The organism is Thermosynechococcus sp. (assembly GCF_046299655.1).
Lineage (GTDB): Bacteria > Cyanobacteriota > Cyanobacteriia > Thermosynechococcales > Thermosynechococcaceae > Thermosynechococcus.
Genome location: NZ_JBKBHZ010000015.1, coordinates 31,624 through 51,270 on the forward strand (window position 1 = coordinate 31,624; position 19,647 = coordinate 51,270).

Here is a 19,647-nt window from a genome sequence, read left to right on the forward strand (position 1 = left end):
TTGATTTCAGCACGGTTAGCATGAGAGTCCTCGTAATTGGCGGTGATGGTTACTGTGGTTGGGCAACAGCCCTCTACCTTTCAAATCGTGGTCACGATGTGGCGATTTTAGATAGCCTCATTCGGCGGCACTGGGATAATGAGCTGTGTGTGCAAACCCTCACGCCGATCGCCCCCATTCAACACCGTCTGCAACGCTGGCAGGATCTGACTGGCAAAAAAATAGACCTTTATATTGGCGATATTTGTAACTATGCCTTCTTGGAGCGCGCCATGCTCGAGTTTCAGCCCGAGGCGATCGTCCACTTTGGCGAACAGCGCTCCGCCCCCTACTCCATGATTGACCGCGAACACGCCGTCTTTACCCAAGTTAATAATGTCGTTGGTACCCTCAACCTGCTGTACGCCATTCATACTCACAACCCCGACTGCCACCTTGTCAAGCTGGGCACCATGGGCGAATATGGCACCCCCAACATTGACATTGAAGAGGGCTACATTACCATCGAGCACAATGGTCGCAAGGATACCTTGCCCTATCCCAAGCAGCCCGGTAGCTTCTATCACCTCAGTAAAGTGCACGATAGCCATAACATCCACTTTGCCTGCCGCATCTGGGGACTGCGTGCCACCGATTTAAACCAAGGGGTCGTCTATGGCGTGCTCACGGAAGAAACAGGCATGGATGAATTGCTGATCAACCGCCTTGACTATGACAGTATCTTTGGCACTGCCCTCAATCGCTTCTGTATTCAAGCGGCTATTGGTCATCCCCTGACCGTCTATGGCAAAGGGGGGCAAACGCGTGGTTTCTTAGATATTCGCGATACCGTGCGCTGCATTGAATTGGCGGTGAACAACCCGGCGGAACCAGGGGAATTTCGCGTCCTCAACCAATTCACAGAGCAGTTTAGTGTCGGTGACCTTGCCCACAAAGTACAAGAAGCGGGTAAAGCCCTTGGCCTCAAGGTGGAAATTCAGCACCTTGAAAACCCCCGTGTTGAAAAAGAAGAGCACTACTTCAACGCCAAGAACACCAAACTGCTGGATTTGGGACTCCAGCCCCACTATCTGTCGGATTCGCTCCTTGACTCCCTGCTGAACTTTGCCATCAAGTACAAAGACCGCGTGGATGTCAAACACATTCTGCCGAAAGTAAAATGGCGCGCCTAAGACCACTGCGATCATGACTCCCTATGTCGTAACGGCCCCTTGGTTGGCGGAGCACTTAGGGGATGCAGCCCTTGTCATTGCAGACTGCCGTTTTGACCTCATGGACACCACACGGGGACAGCAGGAGTATGCCCAAGGTCACATTCCAGGGGCTTATTACCTCGATTTAGAACAGGATCTCTCCAGCCCGCGGCAACACCATGGCGGGCGTCATCCCTTACCTGATCCAGAGAAGTTGGCAGCACGCCTCAACCAAATGGGGGTTACCCCAGAAACGCAAGTGGTGGCCTACGATGATTCGCGGTTTGCCTATGCAGCGCGCTGCTGGTGGCTCCTGCGCTGGTTGGGGCACGATCGCGTGGCAGTGCTTGATGGGGGCTATCGTGCCTATGTAGAAGCGGGGTATCCAGTCACCAATGTGATCCCACCGCCGCGGCAGGGAAATTTCAAGCCTCATCCGCATCCAGAGTGGGTGGTGGATCGTGCGGCTGTGATTGCTGCTCAAGCGGACCCCCAGACGGTGATTGTAGATGCCCGTGAACCCCGTCGCTATCGCGGTGAAATTGAACCCATTGATCCAATCGCGGGTCATATTCCCGGCGCAGTGAATTATCCGTGGCAGGCCATCGCCGATGAACACGGACGCCTCAAATCCGTTGCTGAGCTACAAGCTTACTGGCAGCCCTTGGCGGACACTCAACAAATCATTGTCTATTGCGGATCGGGGGTCACAGCCTGTGTGGATATTTTGGGGCTGGCGATCGCTGGCCTGCACCAAACCAAGCTCTATGCGGGCAGTTGGAGCGATTGGTGTTCCTATTTAGTGGCACCTGATAACCGTTCGCTATGATCGAGCCTAAGCCCTCTTCCCCCTAGGACTATGGAACGTCTTCCCGGTAATGCTCCCCCGCCCTCCCATCGAGGGACTACCCAACCTCTCCACCGTCTTGGCCGTGAACTGCAACGCTTTGGTTGGATTGGCTTTTGGACACAGGTCGTCCTTGGCTTTGTCTCACTTTTGATTGTTATTATTGTCATCTTTAGTCGCCAATTCAATGTCAATCGTTCGCCGAATGGCATGAATAGTCCCACATTGGGGCTGGTGTTGGCGATTCTTGGTCTAGTGTTTTTGGGCGTCAGTATTTACTGCTGCTATCGCTATCCGCAACTGGGACGACGTTTGGATCACCCCGAAAATCGCCCCAGCAAGGAGCACGTCATTCGCAGCTTGAACATTGGTCTGTGGGTGAATATTGCCGGCATGATTTTCACGGTGGCAGCGGCAGAGTGGAATGTGGGGATGTTGTTGCTCAAGGTGCTGTCGATTCCCCAAGGGGCGGCGGTCTATGCCACCAATGTCTTGATTGAGCCGTTGGAAATTTTTGTGATTCAGGCGAAGGTGAATACGATTGCCGCTCAGTTGACGGGTATTATTGTGGCGCTGTGGTTGTTGCGCTGTGTGCGCCGCCCAGGGTAGTCGTCTCAGGAGAGCAGAAGGAGAGCAGGAAGCCTTGTTTGATTCGCAAGAGGCTGTTGCCAGCAAAATTATTGTGGCCTTGGATGTGCCTAATCTAGAGGTGGCGATCGCCACCATTCATAGGCTGCCCCAAGTGCAATTTTGGAAAGTGGGGCTAGAACTCTTTTGTGCCAGTGGGCCAATTATTCTCGATGTGCTCAAGGATCAGGGGAAGCGCATTTTTCTCGATTTGAAGCTCCACGATATTCCCAATACGGTGGCCGCCGCTGTACGGGCGATCGCCCCCTATGGTGTGGACTTTGTAACCATCCACACCGCCACCGGGTTAGCGGGTCTGAAAACCGCTCAGGCGGCTCTAGAAAACAGTGCCACTCAACTTATCGGTGTGACATTACTCACTAGCATTGATGCACATACCCTTCAACAGGAACTCCAAATTCCCCTTGACCCAACCACCTATGTTGAACGCATGGCCGATCTTGCCCACGCTGCAGGACTAGCGGGCATTGTCTGCTCTCCGCAGGAGGCCGCACAGGTAAAACAACGTTGGGGAGAGGAATTTTTGAGAATTTGCCCAGGGATTCGTCCCCTTGGTACTGCCACAGGGGATCAAGCGCGATCGCTCACACCGCAGGCCGCCTTTGCTGTTGGTGCCTCTTACCTTGTGATTGGCCGTCCGATTTTACAAGCAGCGGATCCCGCTAAGGCCTTTGATGAAATTTGCCGCAGCCTCGTTTGAGCAATTTACAAAAACTTGCCCTCCAAGCTATGATTGGAAATTGACTGAACTAGGGCGATTAGCACAGTGGTAGCGCACTTCCTTCACACGGAAGGGGTCACTGGTTCGAATCCAGTATCGCCCATTGATGCCTGTCAGTTATAAGATGAACTCTATTAGAAGAGTTTAGGACTCTGCCATGAGTACCCCCATTCCGCCGATTCAGCTTCCTCCCTGTGGTGACTGCACTGCGGATGCGCAATGGTTGGAGGCGGCTCTTCTCAATTGGCTCAATACAGAATACTTGCCGGAAGCTGTCAATCAGGCGATCGCCCAGCGAGCCGCTCAGGTGTACCGCCGGCAGCGCCTAGAAGGGGAGCACGATCTCGGCGGCATTCTCTTAGCCCTCATCACAGAGCTGCAAGAGTTTGATTTTTCCCAAAGCTTCTATAGCGAGTTTGCGGTGGCCAATGCGGTGAGTGAGTTGCTCCTGCGGCGGCTGGGCATTGAACCCTGCTGTGGGGCAGGCTAGGCGGGGGGTTGCCAGTTGGGTTTGACCACCTGACGACAGCGGGCAATGACAAGGGCATTATCCGGTACATCTTCAGTGACCGTCGAACCTGCCGCTACGGTCACATTTTCACCGAGGGTGACTGGCGCTACTAAAACGCTGTTAGCTCCCGTTTTGCTGCCGCTACCGATATGGGTGGGATGCTTGCGCACACCGTCGTAGTTGGCGGTAATCGTTCCTGCCCCAATATTCACGCGATCGCCCAAGGTGGCATCGCCAAGGTAGGCGAGATGGGAGGCCTTGGTGTCACTGCCCAACTGCGCTTTTTTTAGCTCAACAAAGTTCCCAATGCGACAGCGATCGGCAACCACACTTTGCTGGCGGATGTGGGCAAAAGGCCCCACTTGGGTATCATTGCCAATCTCGCTCTCGCTAATCACAGCATAGCGCACTGTCACCCGTTCGCCAAGGATGCTATTTTCAATTAACGTGCTAGGCCCAATGATGCTGCCACTGCCAATACGGGTCTGGCCACGCAGGTGAGTTTGGGGTTCAATGACCACATCGGGGGCAAGTTCAACCGTATCCTCAATGGTGGTACTGGCTGGGTCAATAAGGGTCACCCCTGCCTGCATCCAAGCTTTCTTGATTCGATTTTGTAGAACTTGATAGGCCGCTGCCAACTGCACGCGATCGTTGACGCCCAAAATTTCCTCATAGTCTTCCACATCCACGACCATCACGGGGCTGAGGGCATTGACCGCATCCGTAAGATAGTATTCCTGCTGATCATTATTGGACTGGAGGTGGGGCAACACAGCCGCCAGTTGCGGCCAGTGGAAACAGTATACACCAGCGTTAATGCGGCAGTTTTGTTTTTGGGCAGTGGTGCAATCGCGGTCTTCAATAATCTGCTTGAGGATATTCTGGCTATCGCAAATCACGCGGCCATAGCCTTGGGGGTTCGGAATTTGTGCCGTTAAAATCGTGGCCGCATTGTTGTGTTTTTGATGAACTTCTAGCAAATGGACAAGAGTTTGACCCCGTAGGAGAGGGACATCGCCATTGAGCACCAAAAGATCACCCTCATAGCCCTGCAGGTGGGGGAGAAGCTGCTGCACCGCATGCCCTGTGCCTAGTTGTTCGCGTTGCTCGACAAATTCCAAGTGGGGGTGATCGGCTAAAGCGGCACGGACGGCGTCTCCCCCATAGCCAATAATCACAAACTGGCGTTGCGGTTGCAGAAACTGAACTTGGTGTAAAACCCAGCCTACCAGCGATCGCCCACCGAGGGGATGGAGGACTTTTGGCAGGGAGGATTTCATCCGTGTGCCTCGTCCTGCCGCTAAGACTGCCACAATGACCATGGATTTGTTGTGCCTCAATGCGCAAAGGGATGGCGAAGCAGCAATACTGGGGAGAAGTAGCCCAGCAGCCTCAGTGCCATGCACAATTGGAGTATACCAAGGTTGCGGTAGCCAAAGATAGCAGACCCACAGGCGAGTCAATGCGCCCAAGATGAATCAACGACCCCAAAATCCAGTAAGGTTGATGCAGTAGTTGACGAGTCACTCACAGTCCATGACCGCTTCAAAATCAACCCAGCGACCTGTCCCCTTGGCGGCTCAGTTCCTAAAACTGGTGGGAATTATCCTCCTCCTCACGTTTTTGGTCGAGTGGAGTGTTCTCTTTATTACCCCCCAGTTCAATAACAGCCAGTGGCAACTGACGGTCGTCAACCAATTCATTGAGCGTGGTGCCACTCCCTTGATTGGGTTTGTTTTTATCTACACTGGCTTTTGGATTCAAGCAGTTTCTGGAAGTGCCACGCAGCCAGAGCCAGGGGAATCTGCCTTCAAAGACTGGCGATTTTGGGTCTTTGTTCTCTCCAGTTTGCTGGGGTTACTCTGCCTGCTGGGGATTCCTCTTTACCTATCCATTACAGGGCAAATTACGGAACAGGCGGTCAACCAAATCAATCAAGAGGCGGCACAGGCGGAAATTCGGGTGGAGCAGGAACAGCAGCAAATTAAACAACTAGCCAGTAGCGGTCAACTGCAGCAGCTCCTCAAGAGCAATCAACTGCCCCCTGATCAACGAGCCATTCTCGAGCAGTTGCAAAAAGACCCCCAAGCCCTCGATAAACAAGCGGGTCAGGCACGGGAGCGCATCCGCAGCCAACAACAGGAAGCTGTCAAGCGGGCGCAACAGGAAGCCTTTGTGAATCGTCTTAGGATAGGCATTCGTAGTTTTCTATTGGCAGTGGGCTTTATTAGCATTGGTTGGAGTGGTCTGCGGGAACACCGTTAAGAACTGCCCTCTACTTGAGGAGTAAAACATGCTCTACCTCATTGTGCGTTGGCGTTTTCTCTCGCAGTCGGTGGGCCTTGGCTGTTTGATCAGTGTGCTCCTACAACTGACAGCCGCAGCGGTGGAATTGCGGGTTGCGGTTTTGGATCGGGTACGTCAAGTAACCATTAGTAGCTCTACCCCAGCGCAATTACGGGATGAGGTGGGTCGGGTGCTGACAGTGGCACCGCAGCAGAATATTACGGCGGTTCTAACGGGGGGGGAGATACAAGCAGGGGGCGTGCGGGGACGGCAAGTTTTCCTCGAACCTCGCGACAATGGCCTTGTGCGGGTGGGCGATCGCTGGTATCGTGGGCGGCTACAACTGGTGAGTACCCCTGAGGGGATTATCGCCATCAACCTAGTGGACTTAGAGGAGTATCTGCCCAGTGTCGTGGGCAAGGAAATGTATCCCTCCTGGCCGCTGGAAGCTCTCAAAGCCCAAGCGGTGGCGTCCCGTTCCTTTGTCCTTTTTCGGCGCGATCGCGAGCGCCGTCGTCCCGGTAGTCTCTTTGATGTGGGTGCCACCGTCACCCATCAGGTGTATCCGGGGGTGAGTTCAGAAACCGCCAGTACCCTCGCCGCCGTTGCCGCCACCCGCGGTCAAGTGCTTACCTATAATGGCCGCATTATTGAAGCGGTCTTTCATGCCTCCTCCGGGGGGCACACCGAAGATTCAGAGTCTATCTGGCAAAAAGTGGTGCCCTACCTGCGCGGTGCTCCTGATTTTGACCAAATCTCCCCCAACTTTCAGTGGACGGTTCGTTTCACTGCAGCCCAACTGCAACAACGCCTCCCCGGTATCGGTACCATCGTTGGCTTTCGCCCCTTGCAATTGACCCCCCAAGGGCGAGTCATGGCAGTACAAGTGGTGGGCACAACAGGTAGCCGCACGATTTCAGGGAGTGAATTGCGTCGTGTGTTGGGACTGCGCAGTACCCTACTGACAATTACGCCAGAGTATGGCAATGTGGCCAGTCAAACGGGACAAAGTGTGCCAGTGGCCTTTACGATTACCGGCCGGGGTCATGGTCATGGCCTAGGTATGAGTCAATGGGGGGCTTACGGTATGGCATTGCAGGGCTACACCTACGACCAAATTTTGGGGCATTATTACCAAGGTGTTACATTGAGTGTATTGGATGCTACTCAGCGTTGACGCCCCTTGTCTCCCTCAACTATGCTGCCCCTAGCGGTATGGGGTGACAGTTGTGGTCTTAACACTTTATTTCTTGCGCCACGGGTAAACCAGTTTTAGGCGCGCCAATGCCTACTGCGGAGAACTGGATCTACCCTTGACAAATGCAGGTCTAGCGATGGCTGAAGCCTTTGCCGCACATTATGCCCAGTTGCCGTGGCAAGCTGTCTTTGTTAGTCCAATGTTGCGCACTCGAACCACGGCACAACTAGAAATTAAACGGGAGTATCCTGAGGGCAATATCTTGATCGTCTGCCCCAAGACCACAATTCGGATGATGCTCTGTGGTCTTCTTGGTATTGATATGGGACGATTTCGCGATCGCATTGCTGCGCCGGTGGCCAGTGTCAGTATTGTGGAATATACCTCCCCTGGGCCATTGCTCTTTGCCCTTGCGGAGCGATCGCACCTCAGTCCAGAACTGCGACAGTTGCCGGGCACCTAGCCTATACCGTCATGATGTCTTTTTCTTTCTCGGCGAGGAGCGCCTCAATTTTGCCGATGTATTTGTCGGTGAGCTTTTGCACCTTCTCCTGTAAGTCCTTCACTTCATCTTCGGTGAGTTCCCCGGCCTTGCCCGCCTTTTTGATGTGATCGATGGCATCGCGGCGAATGTTGCGAATGGCCACTTTGCCCCCTTCGGCAATTTTGGCGGCGGTTTTCACCAGTTCTTTGCGTCGCTCTGTGGTTAAGGGGGGAATATTGAGGCGGATGCTAGAGCCATCGTTGTTGGGTGTCAAACCTAAATCCGACAGTTGAATCGCTTTTTCAATACTGGCCAATGTGGAGCGATCGTAGGGCTGAATCAAAATGGTAGTTGCGTCAGGGGTGGAAATATTGGCCAAGGAGCGCAGGGGGGTTTCGGTGCCGTAGTAGTCCACCATCACCCGATCCAGCAAAGCCGCGTTGGCGCGACCCGTACGAATACTATTAAAGTCATGCTGGGTTGCTTCGACCGACTTTTGCATCCGCTCTTCAACGTCAGCTAATTTCACAGGAGCCTCCAACCATCGTACCAATGGGTTCCCCAGTCAAGGCGCGGTAGATGTTACCGGCGGTTTCCAAACTAAACACAATAATGGGGATATCATTATCTTTACACAGGGCGATCGCGGTACTGTCCATCACCGCTAAGTTGTGGGTGAGGGCATGGGTATAGGTGAGACTGCGGTAGCGACGCGCGTTAGGATTTTTGTGCGGATCCGCATCATAGACCCCATCCACCTTAGTGGCTTTGAAGATGACTTCGGCATCAATTTCAGCCGCTCGCAGGGCAGCGGTCGTGTCAGTGGTAAAAAAGGGATTCCCTGATCCTGCCCCAAAGATCACGACCCGTCCCTTTTCCAGATGACGAATGGCACGGCGACGAATATAGGGTTCGGCCACCTCCTGCATGGCGATCGCCGTCTGTACGCGGGTGGGCACGTTCATTTGTTCGAGGGCATCTTGCAGGGTCATGGCATTCATCACGGTGGCAATCATGCCGATATAGTCTGCGGTTGCCCGATCCATCCCCGCGGCTGCGCCTTTTACTCCCCGAAAGATATTGCCACCTCCAACCACAATGGCGGTTTGCACGCCCGCTTGCACGACTTGAGCAATTTCACTGGCAAACGATTGCACCACTTTCGGGTCAATGCCATAGTTCAGGTTGCCCATCAGGGCTTCACCGCTCAATTTGAGCAACACGCGGCGATATTTAGGACTCATTGCGAGGATTCTTGCACTCCAATACGCTCCCCATCAACGATAGCAGGTTAGACGCGCCCGGTTGGACTCGAACCAACGACCAATCGCTTAGAAGGCGAGTGCTCTATTCCGCTGAGCTACGGGCGCATTTTTGAACATTTTCCCACAAGGAATAAGCTGAAGGTAAGATCTTGGGTACTGAGGACGACTGAGATGGAAATAACTTCTCCCCCTCCACGTTTGCTTTTGGTCTGTGCTGACAACCACTTGTCGCAACGCATGGGGCAAGACCTCCAAGCAGCAGGCTACGACCCTGTGATTGCAACAACGGAAAAGGAATGTCACTTGGCCTGTGCTGAATGGCAGCCTGCTTTGATCATTATGGATCGCTATTTGGGGCGTCTCAGTAGTTTGGAGCTATGCCAGCGGTTACGTCAGCAGGGGGTTAGTTGGCCGATTCTGTTGATGCTGGAGAGCGATCGCCTAGAGGATCGGGTGGCGGTGCTGGAATCAGGTGCCGATGATTACCTGCTGCTGCCCTATAGTCCCAAGCCCTTTTTGCAAATGATTCAGCTTTACCTGAAGCCACCGACCCCCCAAAGCGAGGTGCTCCGGTTTGAAGATCTGACCTTGGATCTGGTCACCCGTCGCGCCGAACGCAGAGGGCGAGTGATTGATCTCACAATGAAGGAGTATGAGCTGTTGAAATTTCTCATGGAGCATCCCCGCGAAGTCCTCACCCGTGAGCAAATTCTAGAAAATGTCTGGGGCTATGACTTTTTGGGAGAATCCAACGTCATTGAAGTGTATATTCGCTATCTGCGGTTGAAGATTGAACCCGATGGCGAAAAACGGTTGATTCACACAGTGCGAGGAGTGGGGTATGTTCTCCGTGAAGCCTAAGTTACGTTGGTTGATTCTGGGATTAGTCACCTTGGGGTTATTGCTGGGTTGTCAAAGTCTGAGTCAAGGAGACTCGGCAGCACCGCCTCAGATGGTGCGCGGCATTCCGCAATATCTACCCATTACGGCCAAAGCACGCATTCACGATACATGGATTCAGTTGGAAGTGGCACGCACGCCAGCTCAGCAGCAGTTGGGCTTGATGTTTCGTCCTGAATTGCCGCGCGATCGCGGGATGTTGTTTCCCATCTCTCCACCCCAAGTGGCTAGCTTCTGGATGAAAAACTGCCTGATTCCCCTTGACTTGATTTTTCTAAGGGAGGGTAAAGTGGTGGCGATCGCCCCCGAAGCCCCCCCTTGTCAAACACTCCCTTGCCCCACCTATGAGTCTGGCGTCCCCGTGGACGCCGTTTTGGAACTGGCCGCTGGCCGCGCCGCTGAATTAGGGCTGAACGCAGGGAATTCAGTTCAGATTGTCAAACTCGATTCGGTGACAGCAGTTCAAGAAGATTCACGGTAGGGGTGGCATCATTGAGCCTCATCTTTTTAGGAAGTGGTGATGGTGTCTCGAGGATCGCCCACCTCAGCGAGGTTTACAGCGCTAAAGGCCAGCTCACCATTCACAAAATCTACCAAAATCGTGTCGCCGGGAGCAAAGACCTCTTCAAGGATCTTCACGGCTAGGGGATTCTCCAATTCCCGTTGAATGGCGCGCTTGAGGGGACGTGCCCCATAGACGGGATCAAAGCCCACCGCCACCAAATGATCCAGCGCTGCCGGGGTAAGGCGCAGGCGAATTTTTTGATCCGCAAGCAGTTGCTCTAGCCGGCGCAGTTGAATTTGGGCAATCTGTGCCAGTTCAGCCCGTCCGAGGCCATGGAACAGAATGACATCATCAATGCGGTTGAGGAATTCAGGGCGAAAATACTTTTGCGCACTTTGCAGCACCCGTTGGCGCATTTCCTCATAGCGGCTGTCATCCCCGGCCAAATCTAAAATATGCTCGCTGCCCAAGTTGCTGGTCATGATGATTACCGTGTTGCGGAAGTCCACCGTGCGCCCTTGGGAATCCGTGATCCGTCCATCATCGAGTACCTGCAAGAGCACATTAAAGACTTCTGGATGGGCTTTTTCCACCTCATCAAACAGCACTACGGCATAGGGACGACGGCGAATCGCCTCCGTCAGTTGCCCGCCACTGTCAAAGCCCACATACCCCGGTGGGGCACCGATCATGCGCGAGACAGCATGCTTTTCCATGTACTCGGACATGTCAATGCGCACAAGGGCATTTTCATCGTCAAAGAGGGCTTCAGCAAGGGCACGGGCTAGTTCTGTTTTGCCGACGCCGGTAGGTCCCATAAAGAGAAAGGAACCAATGGGACGGGCAGGGTCTTTCATGCCGGCTCGCGCTCGGCGAATCGCTGCAGCTACGGCGGCTACGGCCTCCGTTTGACCAATCACCCGCTGGTGTAGAACCTGTTCGAGTTGCAGGAGTTTTTGCCGTTCTGAGGCCATCAGTTTTTGCAGCGGAATGCCTGTCCACTTGGCAACAATTTCAGCAATGTCGGCTTCGGTCACTTGATCGCGCAAAAAGGTGCCACCTTCGGCCTGAAGTTCCAAAAGTTGTGCTTCGGTGCTTTCCAGTTCCCGTTGCAGTGTCTCGAGGCGACCATATTTGAGTTGAGCAGCTTTATTGAGGTTGTAGTCGCGCTCCGCTTGCTCGATTTGCAGCTTGACTTGGTCTTCCTCTTCCTTGAGGCTGTTGATCCGCTCTAGAAGGTCTTTTTCTGCTTGCCAGCGGGCTTGCATTGCCTGTTGTCGCGGTTGTAGTTGGGCAATTTCCTCTTCGATGCGCTGTAGGCGATCGCGGGTGGCTTGCAATGGAGCTTGGCTCAGGGGCAGACTTTCCTCCTGCTTGAGGGAGAGTTTTTCCATCTCCAGTTGGCGCAGTCGCCGTTCAAGGGCTTCCAGTTCAGCGGGCTTGGTGGTGATTTCCATTTTCAGTTTGGCCGCCGCTTCATCCACAAGGTCAATGGCCTTGTCGGGCAAAAAGCGATCGCTAATATACCGATCCGAGAGCACCGCCGCTGCCACCAATGCCGAGTCAGTAATTTTGACATTGTGGTGAATTTCGTAGCGATCCTTCAGACCCCGCAAAATTGAGATCGTATCCTCCACGCTGGGCTGGCCGATATACACCTGCTGGAAGCGTCGCTCAAGGGCAGCATCTTTCTCTATGTATTTGCGGTACTCATCTAGGGTGGTGGCACCAATACAGCGCAATTCTCCCCGTGCCAACATCGGCTTCAGGAGGTTGCTGGCATCCATGGCGGAGTTTTGATTGGCACCGGCACCTACCACGGTATGGAGTTCATCAATAAAGAGGACAATTTGACCATCGGAATGGGTCACTTCGTGGAGAACGGCCTTGAGGCGATCTTCAAAGTCGCCGCGAAACTTGGCACCCGCCACCAAACTCCCCAGATCAAGGGAGATCAACCGCCGATTTTTCAGGGATTCCGGCACATCCCCATTGATAATCCGCTGGGCAAGGCCTTCAGCAATGGCGGTTTTACCCACACCGGGTTCACCAATGAGCACGGGATTATTTTTGGTGCGGCGGGAGAGGACTTGAATCACCCGGCGAATTTCTTCATCGCGGCCAATGACGGGATCCAGTTTGCCTTGGCGAGCGGCTGCGGTGAGATCACGACCGTACTTTTCAAGGGCACCATATTTATTTTCTGGGTTTTGGTCTGTGACCTTTTGGGCACCACGAATTGCTTTGACGGCGGCGGCCAACTGCTCGCGATCGCAATTCAAAGCGCGGAAAAGACGTTGACCAATGCGGCGATCGCCCATAAAGGCGAGCAAAAGATGCTCGACAGAAATAAACTGATCCTCTTGCTCTTGGCGCAGACGATTAGCCTCATCAAGGAGAGCATCCAAACTGCGGCCACAGTACAGTTCACTCCCCGTCGGCACGCGAGGTTGCTGCTTGGCAAAGTCCATCAGCCGCTTGAGGACCCACTCGGTGTCAATATCGGCTCGTTCAAGGATGAGTTGCCCTAGGCCTTCTTCCCGCAGGAGAGCAATCATCAGGTGCTCAGTTTCCAGATATTGGCTGCGATATTCCCGTGCTACATCTTGGGACTTAACAATCGCTTCCCATGCTTTATCAGTAAACTTTGTTGGATCCGTTGGTTGCATAGCGATAATTGAGGGCAATACCCTACCGACTGTGACTGCATTATGCCACTCTCAGTTTAATAGACAGCTCGCCTCCGTACCCGCAGGATAACTATAGAGGGGGCAGAGACAGAAACTGACGTAGGAGATTGGCTAATTCTTTCTTGCTGTCATAGCCACTGCTGGAGTACGGCTGCAGGGGAACTGTTTCCCCAGAGGTCAGATGAGCCACGACGCGATAGAGGCGATCGCCATCAGAACTTACGGAGCTTTCAATCGCAATGTCGCTAATCTCGCGCAGGGGCAATTCCTTGCGAGTTCGGCGGAAGAAATTCCTACGGACAATCGTCAAGGTGCCGCCGCCTCGATCCAGATGCAGCGTGAAGACCGGTATGAATGCAATGATAAATATGCCGATTAAAAAGAACCCACCCCCAACAACCCCAATTAGCCAGCGATCGTCTACGCGGACGGAAAGTTCGGTTTGATTGGGATGGGCTAAGAACTCGTTAATTTGCTGCACCATGACAGCGCGATCGCCCGGATTCGAGGAGCTACTGCCCAATCTAATTGAGTTTCCCTCTACTTCAAGGAGGACGCGGTACAGGCGATCGCCTTCGCGGTCAAGGTAGTCTTCCAATTTTGCCTGTTGCAACAGCGAAAGGGGAATTTTTATCCGATTTTGTTGGATCCCCAAGGAGCTTGTCGTGGCGACGCACTCATAGGGCAGGGTTTGGCGTTGGCAGTAAATTTCTACAACCGCTGGAAAGGAAATCAGCATCAGGATAGGCAAAAAAATAAACATCCCGCCCACAAACCAAATCAGCCAGGGGCGTTCCCGCAAGCGCAGTTGATAGTCCGTTTGCTCTAAAATTTTCACTGCTGATTGTCATCCTTTAGCACGCAAAAATGCTGCCACACTGGCTGCCAACTGCTGAAAATTGGGTTCAATGCGCTGGCCGAGATACTCCTCCACAGCACGGGCAATCCTGCCAGCTAAGAATGAGGGTACTCCGGGAATCCGTTTTGGATCAATACGTAGATGACCTCGGCTGGTAATAATTGTTGAATCGCCCACAGCAATGAATTGATTTTCCCCTTGGCAGTCAATGGCCTCGGTAAAGGCATGGGGGGCAATCCGCCAGCGGGTGAGATAGTCGCGATCGTCCCAATGGGTATAGTCTGTCCACGAGAGCATCGCCTCACTCAGAAGTGCCCGGGCTGCTGCTGGAATTTCGCCGCCACCATGCCAGACCAGAACCATTTCCAGGGCTTGAGGATGCTCCTTGCGCTCCTGCACTTCAATTTCACGGACATTGGGCATCCAGTTCACTAGTTCCGGCAGGCGATCGCGATAGGTGCGATAGACGTGCTCGCGGGGAAAGGGCAACTGTACTTGCGAGGAAATTTCCATGACCCTATCCCCACTGTGGACACTGCCGTGCAATTACCACCACATAGTCTCCTACCTGCAACTCACAGTTCATTGGTGGATTCACATACGTCTGGCGGCGTCCCTCGATGCGACGTTCCACTGCTATCAGAAGGGCATCGTACTGCTCCTTGAGGTGGCGTTGCGCATACCAAAAGGTTTTGCCAGCCAGCGTTGCGGGCAAAGGGAGCCGATAAAACTGGTTTCCCACCTGTACCGTCAGCAGTTCAGCAAAGACATCCATTGCCCCTCGGTTGCGTACGGCATTGCCAATAAGATGACCTGCCATTTCATCGGCCACCACCACATCTTCTACTCCTGCCGCCTGAAGTTGCACATTGTTGTTGCGATCCAAAAGCTGCGCACAGGTGTAAATCGTCGGATTCAGTTTTTCCATGGTCAGTGCAGCAAGAACAGTGCGGGCATCGCGGTCTTGATCACTGCGGGGCTGGCTAGTATCCGCCAAGAGAATAGCGCGGGAAGCATGGTAAATCTGCACCTTCTCTAAAACGTCAATGCGGGTGTAGTCTCCCGAATAAAAGTAAAGCCGATTTTGATCCACCCCCCGCAACTCACTCAAGGGCAACTGTTCAAGTTCAGCAACAATGACAATCGGCGCATGGCGGGTTTGGGGATCGGTTTGCAACTCCTGCAACACAAGGGGGGCACTGCGATTCCAGCCACAGAGAATAATGTGGTTGCGCAACTCATCCAAGTCAAAGTTCTTAATGCTCATGACCGACTGCAACCGCTGCACCATAAAGGCAGACACCACCCCTGTAAACACCGCAAACAAGGTCAGTCCCGCCAAGACCACAACAAGGGTAATGATCCGCCCGGCATGGGTTTTGGGATAGGCACCAATCGGCTCGGCAGAAACCAAGGAAAAGAAACTGTACCACAGGGCATCCCCAAGGTTTTCGATGTCTGGGTTTGCGGTTCCTTCGATAATATAGAAAGCCAGTCCCCCAAAGAGCATGATCAACACAATGATTAACAGTGCTGAAATTTGAGCACCATAGAGATTAGAAAGCTGGGGGGAAATGTAGTGCAGGTTGTGATGAATTAGAATCGAGGCACGGGGCAGACGCAGCAGCGGCAGCAGACGAAACAGAGTCCACTGGGGCGGCATCGGGAGAATCGCGACTAGATCAACCCAGTAGTGGCGGATAAATCGTTGCTTTTTGCGGGCGATCGCAAAGCGGAGGAATAACTCAACAACAAAGCACAGCCGTAGGGTTAGCTCTGCCAAGATCACAAAAAAATCAGGGCGGCCGGGTTGCACCCAAAGAAAATCCACCACCACAAGTAGCGTCCACATCAGAATAAGAACAATTAAGCCAATCTCAACACGCGGTGAGTGGATAAATAGATCTAGTTGCTGTTGCAGCCGGCTGCGTCCCATAGATGCCGCTTAAACAAAAGTTGAAGTTTGATGAGGGGCGATCGCCGGCTAGGAGTCAATCTAGGTGGGAATTAACTCCCCCGGACGCAGTTTTGCCCACCGTCCCTGCTCCTCCACAAAACTCTTACAGCCCACAACATCCCACTCCAACTGAATCTCTTCGCCTTTAGTGCGGATATTTACATTGATGGTTGGCTCAATTGGCTCAAAGTCTGGCGTGAGGGTCAGATGGGGCTGTTGGTGTTGCTCCTCAACGGCATAGTATGTGGTGCAACGATCCACAAGGGCGCAGTTCACGCAAATACACATGGCAGATTCTCCCAATGCCACATGCTCCTACTCTAGCGCATCTCCTAGGGGCGCCAAGGGAATTGCTGAAAGTTGGGGGGGCGTTTTTCTAAAAAGGCTTGCTTACCCTCAGCACTCTCTTGGGTGAGATAGTACAGCAGCGTTGCATTGCCAGCTAATTCCTGTAGGCCGGCTTGACCGTCACAATCGGCGTTAAAGGCTGCCTTCAAACAGCGAATTGCCAAGGGACTATGGCTGAGGATTTGTCGTGCCCAGCGGATGCCCTCTGCTTCCAGCTCCTCAACAGGGACAACGGTATTGACCAAGCCCATTGCTAGGGCTTCCTGAGCCGTATATTGCCGACAGAGAAACCAAATTTCACGGGCTTTTTTCTGGCCGACAATGCGGGCAAGGTAACTGGCACCAAACCCAGCATCAAAACTACCCACCCGTGGACCCGTTTGACCAAAAATAGCATTCTCAGCCGCAATGGTGAGATCACAGACCAAATGCAGCACATGGCCACCCCCAATCGCATAGCCGGCCACAAGGGCGATGACCACCTTTGGCAGGGAGCGAATTTGTCGTTGCAGATCCAGCACATTTAGGCGTGCTACCCCCTGCTCATCTAGATAACCCGCCTCACCGCGAATACTTTGGTCACCACCGGCACAAAAGGCATACTTACCATCGGTGTGGGGACCTGCGCCGGTGAGCAACACAACCCCAATCGTGGGATCGTTGCGGGCATCCTCAAACGCCTGACTCATTTCCACAATGGTTTGGGGGCGAAAGGCATTGCGCTTGTGGGGACGGTTGATTGTAATTTTGGCAATGCCCGTCGTTTTGTGGTACAGGATGTCAGTGTAGGTGTGAACCTGCTGCCAGTGGACGCTGTCCATAGAGTGTGATGGGTAAGACGGATTCCCATTGTAACCTGAGCGGTTCTCGGGTTTAGACAGGGGAAAATCGCAAAAAAATTAACATCCACTACCCAAGGGAGGCTAGAAAAGCGATGTTAGGCTGTTGCTGACAATAGTTTGTGCTTCTTTGCCATGAGTGAACTCCTCAATACCTGCCCCAATTTGCAAGCGGATTGCGATCGCCTCCTTGAGCTATTGAATGGGGAACGTAAGCTGCGCTCCTTTGATATTAGGCCTGTCCAAACTTTCCTGCGCAAGGCGGTTTCGCTGACATTTGAAATTGTCTTTGCAGGGCCTTGTAGTTGATAGATCCAAATACCTTGCCGATGGTTGTGCGGTAGAGGTTATGTTCTTAGACCAAACCGGCTGGCACCGAGGTAAAGTCAAACTGGAGTTAATCTTTTATCCAGAGGAGCCACAGACGCAACCAGCGGCCCCCCGCAACGAAACGCTAGATTTGCTTTCTTCGTAAATTTTGATAGCGGGGTAGTGAAGAGCGCAGCGCTGGCGACTGGGTGTGCCAAGCTGTTGGCCAGTAATAACGGGTATGATGAAACTTTAGGCACATGGGCATAGCAGCAAATGAGAAGTGATTTTCTGGCAGGACTGAATCCCTCACAGCGGCAGGCAGTGGAGCACTATTGTGGCCCGATGTTGGTGGTGGCAGGAGCAGGTTCTGGGAAAACGCGCACGCTTACCTATCGGATTGCCCATTTGATTCGCCATCATCAGGTGGCACCAGAAAATATTTTGGCGGTAACGTTTACAAATAAGGCCGCCCGCGAAATGAAGGAGCGGCTTGAAGTCCTCTTTGGCCAACAGATGGCGCGGCAACTCTATGGGCGAGACTGGCTGGATCTCTCTCCCCAAGAAGAGAAGCGGGTGCGATCGCGGGTCTATCAAACCTACACGAAGCCCCTTTGGATTGGCACCTTCCACAGCCTTTGTGCCCGACTCCTGCGCTTGGAAATCCAAGCCTATCAACATCCCCAAGGCTATCGCTGGACGCGCCATTTCACCATTTTTGATGAGTCAGATGTGCAAAGCCTGATTAAAGAAATTGCCACCGGGGAACTCAATCTCGATGAGCGCAAGCATGATCCGCGCGGTATCCGCTACAAAATTAGCCAAGCAAAAAACCTTGGGCTAACCCCCGATCAATTGGAGCAGGAACAGCGATCGCCCGCCGGCCGTGTGGCCGCAGAGGTTTATCGTCGCTACGAGGCCGCTCTTGCCAAGAACAATGCCCTTGACTTTGATGATCTGATTTTGCGAACGGTGCAGCTTTTCCGACAGCACCCTGAGCGCCTTGAATTCTGGCATCGGCAGTTCCAACATATTCTGGTGGATGAGTACCAAGACACCAACCGCACCCAATACGCCCTCATTCGCCTTTTGGCAACCAATGGCATCCCTCCTCGGCAGTTTCAGAATTGGGGCGATCGCTCGATCTTTGTCGTGGGCGATGTGGATCAGTCCATTTATTCCTTTCGCTGTGCCGATTTCACTATCTTGATGGATTTCCAGAAGGATTTTGGCGATCGCCTGCCCGATGACGAGAGCCGCACGATGATTAAGTTAGAGGAAAACTATCGCTCCGTCGCCAATATCTTGCGCGCCGCCAATCATCTCATTGAGCACAACACAGAACGCATTCCCAAAGTGCTGCGCCCTACCAAGGGGGAAGGCGCGCCGATTCACTGTCAGAAGTGCGACACTGAAACTGATGAAGCCTATTTTGTGGTTCAACAGATCAAAGCCTTGGGCAGCCAATCCCTTGAACCCCAATGGGGACGCTTTGCCATTCTCTACCGCACCAACGCCCAATCGCGCCCCTTTGAGGAGGCCTTAGTGCGCGCCAACATTCCCTACACCGTGGTTGGCGGTCTCAAATTCTATGAGCGCAAGGAAGTCAAAGATATCCTCGCTTATTTGCGGCTGCTGCAAAATCCCTACGACACCATGAGTCTGCGGCGAATCATCAATGTGCCCCGCCGTGGCATTGGCAAAACCAGCTTAGATCACCTCAGTCAGGCTGCGCAAACGCTTGGCATTTCCCTGTGGGAGTTAATTTCCGATACCGAGTCCATGAGACCGTTAGCTGGGCGGGCGGCGCGTGCTGTGCAACAATTTGTTGAGTTAATGACCCGCCTGCGCTCCCTTGTGGATGATATTGGCCTGCCCGAATTGGTGAAAACTGTGATTGAGGAGACAGGCTGCCGCCGCGAGCTAGAAAACGAGGGCACCGACGACAGCCTAGCGCGACTGCAAAACCTGATGGAATTGGTCAACGCTGCCCAGCAATTTAGCGAAGAAAATGAGGGAGCAAGCCTCGGCGACTTTCTCAACAGTTCTGCCCTTGCCTCAGATTTGGATACCTTGCAAGAGGG

20 protein-coding genes, 2 tRNA genes and 1 pseudogene are annotated in these 19,647 nt (G+C 53.3%); 13 read left to right on the forward strand and 10 right to left on the reverse strand.

From position 1 onward, the window contains the following. Positions 1 to 20: 20 nt before the first annotated feature. The 6 genes from ACK4HN_RS09645 to ACK4HN_RS09670 all read left to right on the forward strand — a co-directional run bounded on the left by ACK4HN_RS09645 (position 21) and on the right by ACK4HN_RS09670 (position 3,899). Positions 21 to 1,172 carry an NAD-dependent epimerase/dehydratase family protein gene (locus tag ACK4HN_RS09645; protein WP_409870123.1) on the forward strand — a complete coding sequence of 384 codons (1,152 nt, stop codon included), beginning with the start codon at positions 21 to 23 and terminating at the stop codon, positions 1,170 to 1,172. Positions 1,173 to 1,185: 13 nt separating this feature from the next. Beyond that, positions 1,186 to 2,022 (forward strand): sulfurtransferase, encoded by an 837-nt coding sequence (locus tag ACK4HN_RS09650; RefSeq protein ID WP_409870125.1) that lies wholly within the window; start codon positions 1,186 to 1,188, stop codon positions 2,020 to 2,022. Between the two features lie 30 nt (positions 2,023 to 2,052). After that, a complete protein-coding gene (locus tag ACK4HN_RS09655; RefSeq protein WP_409852967.1) occupies positions 2,053 to 2,649 on the forward strand; it encodes a DUF3611 family protein in 597 nt (198 codons plus the stop codon). A 34-nt stretch (positions 2,650 to 2,683) separates the two neighbouring features. Beyond that, positions 2,684 to 3,388 carry an orotidine-5'-phosphate decarboxylase gene (gene pyrF / locus ACK4HN_RS09660; RefSeq protein WP_409870127.1) on the forward strand — a complete coding sequence of 235 codons (705 nt, stop codon included), beginning with the start codon at positions 2,684 to 2,686 and terminating at the stop codon, positions 3,386 to 3,388. A 52-nt stretch (positions 3,389 to 3,440) separates the two neighbouring features. After that, positions 3,441 to 3,512 (forward strand) — tRNA-Val (locus ACK4HN_RS09665). Positions 3,513 to 3,566: 54 nt separating this feature from the next. Further along, on the forward strand, positions 3,567 to 3,899 hold the full coding sequence (locus ACK4HN_RS09670) for a hypothetical protein (RefSeq protein WP_409870129.1): 333 nt from the start codon (positions 3,567 to 3,569) through the stop codon (positions 3,897 to 3,899). Here ACK4HN_RS09670 and glmU read toward each other — a convergent pair. Then, on the reverse strand, positions 3,896 to 5,245 hold the full coding sequence (glmU, locus tag ACK4HN_RS09675) for a bifunctional UDP-N-acetylglucosamine diphosphorylase/glucosamine-1-phosphate N-acetyltransferase GlmU (protein WP_409870131.1): 1,350 nt from the start codon (positions 5,243 to 5,245) through the stop codon (positions 3,896 to 3,898). The genes ACK4HN_RS09670 and glmU overlap by 4 nt on opposite strands. Before the next feature lie 214 nt (positions 5,246 to 5,459). On the opposite strand from glmU, the gene ACK4HN_RS09680 reads away from it, so the two are divergent. The 3 genes and pseudogenes from ACK4HN_RS09680 (at position 5,460) to ACK4HN_RS09690 (ending at position 7,870) form a co-directional block, all read left to right on the forward strand. Further along, positions 5,460 to 6,188, forward strand: a complete 729-nt coding sequence (locus ACK4HN_RS09680) for an HpsJ family protein (RefSeq protein WP_409870133.1) — start codon at positions 5,460 to 5,462, stop codon at positions 6,186 to 6,188. A gap of 28 nt (positions 6,189 to 6,216) precedes the next feature. After that, positions 6,217 to 7,386 (forward strand): SpoIID/LytB domain-containing protein, encoded by a 1,170-nt coding sequence (locus tag ACK4HN_RS09685; protein ID WP_409870134.1) that lies wholly within the window; start codon positions 6,217 to 6,219, stop codon positions 7,384 to 7,386. A gap of 52 nt (positions 7,387 to 7,438) precedes the next feature. Beyond that, positions 7,439 to 7,870, forward strand: a pseudogene (locus ACK4HN_RS09690) (histidine phosphatase family protein). A 1-nt stretch (position 7,871) separates the two neighbouring features. Here the strand turns inward: ACK4HN_RS09690 and frr are convergent. The 3 genes from frr to ACK4HN_RS09705 form a co-directional block, all read right to left on the reverse strand. Continuing rightward, the gene (frr, locus tag ACK4HN_RS09695; protein WP_409850457.1) at positions 7,872 to 8,420 is read right to left on the reverse strand and encodes a ribosome recycling factor; all 549 of its coding nucleotides are present in this window, start codon (positions 8,418 to 8,420) and stop codon (positions 7,872 to 7,874) included. Further along, the gene (gene pyrH / locus ACK4HN_RS09700) at positions 8,407 to 9,135 is read right to left on the reverse strand and encodes a UMP kinase (protein WP_409874615.1); all 729 of its coding nucleotides are present in this window, start codon (positions 9,133 to 9,135) and stop codon (positions 8,407 to 8,409) included. The genes frr and pyrH overlap by 14 nt, the downstream gene beginning before the upstream one ends. A 52-nt stretch (positions 9,136 to 9,187) precedes the next feature. After that, positions 9,188 to 9,261: transfer RNA gene (locus tag ACK4HN_RS09705), tRNA-Arg, on the reverse strand. 66 nt (positions 9,262 to 9,327) lie between these two features. Here ACK4HN_RS09705 and nblR point away from each other — a divergent pair. Together nblR and ACK4HN_RS09715 are read left to right on the forward strand one after the other, a co-directional pair. Further along, the gene (nblR, locus tag ACK4HN_RS09710; protein WP_409877568.1) at positions 9,328 to 10,017 is read left to right on the forward strand and encodes a response regulator transcription factor NblR; all 690 of its coding nucleotides are present in this window, start codon (positions 9,328 to 9,330) and stop codon (positions 10,015 to 10,017) included. Next, a complete protein-coding gene (locus tag ACK4HN_RS09715; protein WP_409877569.1) occupies positions 9,998 to 10,537 on the forward strand; it encodes a DUF192 domain-containing protein in 540 nt (179 codons plus the stop codon). The genes nblR and ACK4HN_RS09715 overlap by 20 nt, the downstream gene beginning before the upstream one ends. 26 nt (positions 10,538 to 10,563) lie before the next feature. Here ACK4HN_RS09715 and clpB read toward each other — a convergent pair whose 3' ends face one another. From clpB to menB, 6 genes are all read right to left on the reverse strand, one after another. After that, positions 10,564 to 13,230 carry an ATP-dependent chaperone ClpB gene (gene clpB / locus ACK4HN_RS09720; RefSeq protein WP_409877570.1) on the reverse strand — a complete coding sequence of 889 codons (2,667 nt, stop codon included), beginning with the start codon at positions 13,228 to 13,230 and terminating at the stop codon, positions 10,564 to 10,566. A gap of 91 nt (positions 13,231 to 13,321) precedes the next feature. Next, positions 13,322 to 14,089, reverse strand: coding sequence for a hypothetical protein (locus ACK4HN_RS09725; protein ID WP_409869922.1), 768 nt, complete (start codon positions 14,087 to 14,089; stop codon positions 13,322 to 13,324). Between the two features lie 9 nt (positions 14,090 to 14,098). After that, positions 14,099 to 14,623 (reverse strand): SRPBCC family protein, encoded by a 525-nt coding sequence (locus ACK4HN_RS09730; RefSeq protein ID WP_409869920.1) that lies wholly within the window; start codon positions 14,621 to 14,623, stop codon positions 14,099 to 14,101. A gap of 4 nt (positions 14,624 to 14,627) precedes the next feature. Continuing rightward, positions 14,628 to 16,046 carry a TrkA-related ion transporter gene (locus ACK4HN_RS09735; protein WP_409869918.1) on the reverse strand — a complete coding sequence of 473 codons (1,419 nt, stop codon included), beginning with the start codon at positions 16,044 to 16,046 and terminating at the stop codon, positions 14,628 to 14,630. Positions 16,047 to 16,106: 60 nt separating this feature from the next. Further along, entirely contained in the window at positions 16,107 to 16,355 is a 249-nt protein-coding gene (locus ACK4HN_RS09740; protein WP_409850445.1) for a Ycf34 family protein, read from the reverse strand. A gap of 44 nt (positions 16,356 to 16,399) precedes the next feature. Next, on the reverse strand, positions 16,400 to 17,236 hold the full coding sequence (gene menB / locus ACK4HN_RS09745; protein ID WP_409877572.1) for a 1,4-dihydroxy-2-naphthoyl-CoA synthase: 837 nt from the start codon (positions 17,234 to 17,236) through the stop codon (positions 16,400 to 16,402). 153 nt (positions 17,237 to 17,389) lie between these two features. Between menB and ACK4HN_RS09750 the strand changes: the two genes are divergently transcribed. Beyond that, positions 17,390 to 17,563, forward strand: a complete 174-nt coding sequence (locus tag ACK4HN_RS09750; RefSeq protein WP_409869914.1) for a hypothetical protein — start codon at positions 17,390 to 17,392, stop codon at positions 17,561 to 17,563. A 276-nt stretch (positions 17,564 to 17,839) separates the two neighbouring features. After that, positions 17,840 to 19,647: ATP-dependent helicase (locus tag ACK4HN_RS09755; protein WP_409877574.1), on the forward strand; the 1,808-nt coding region annotated here is incomplete at its 3' end.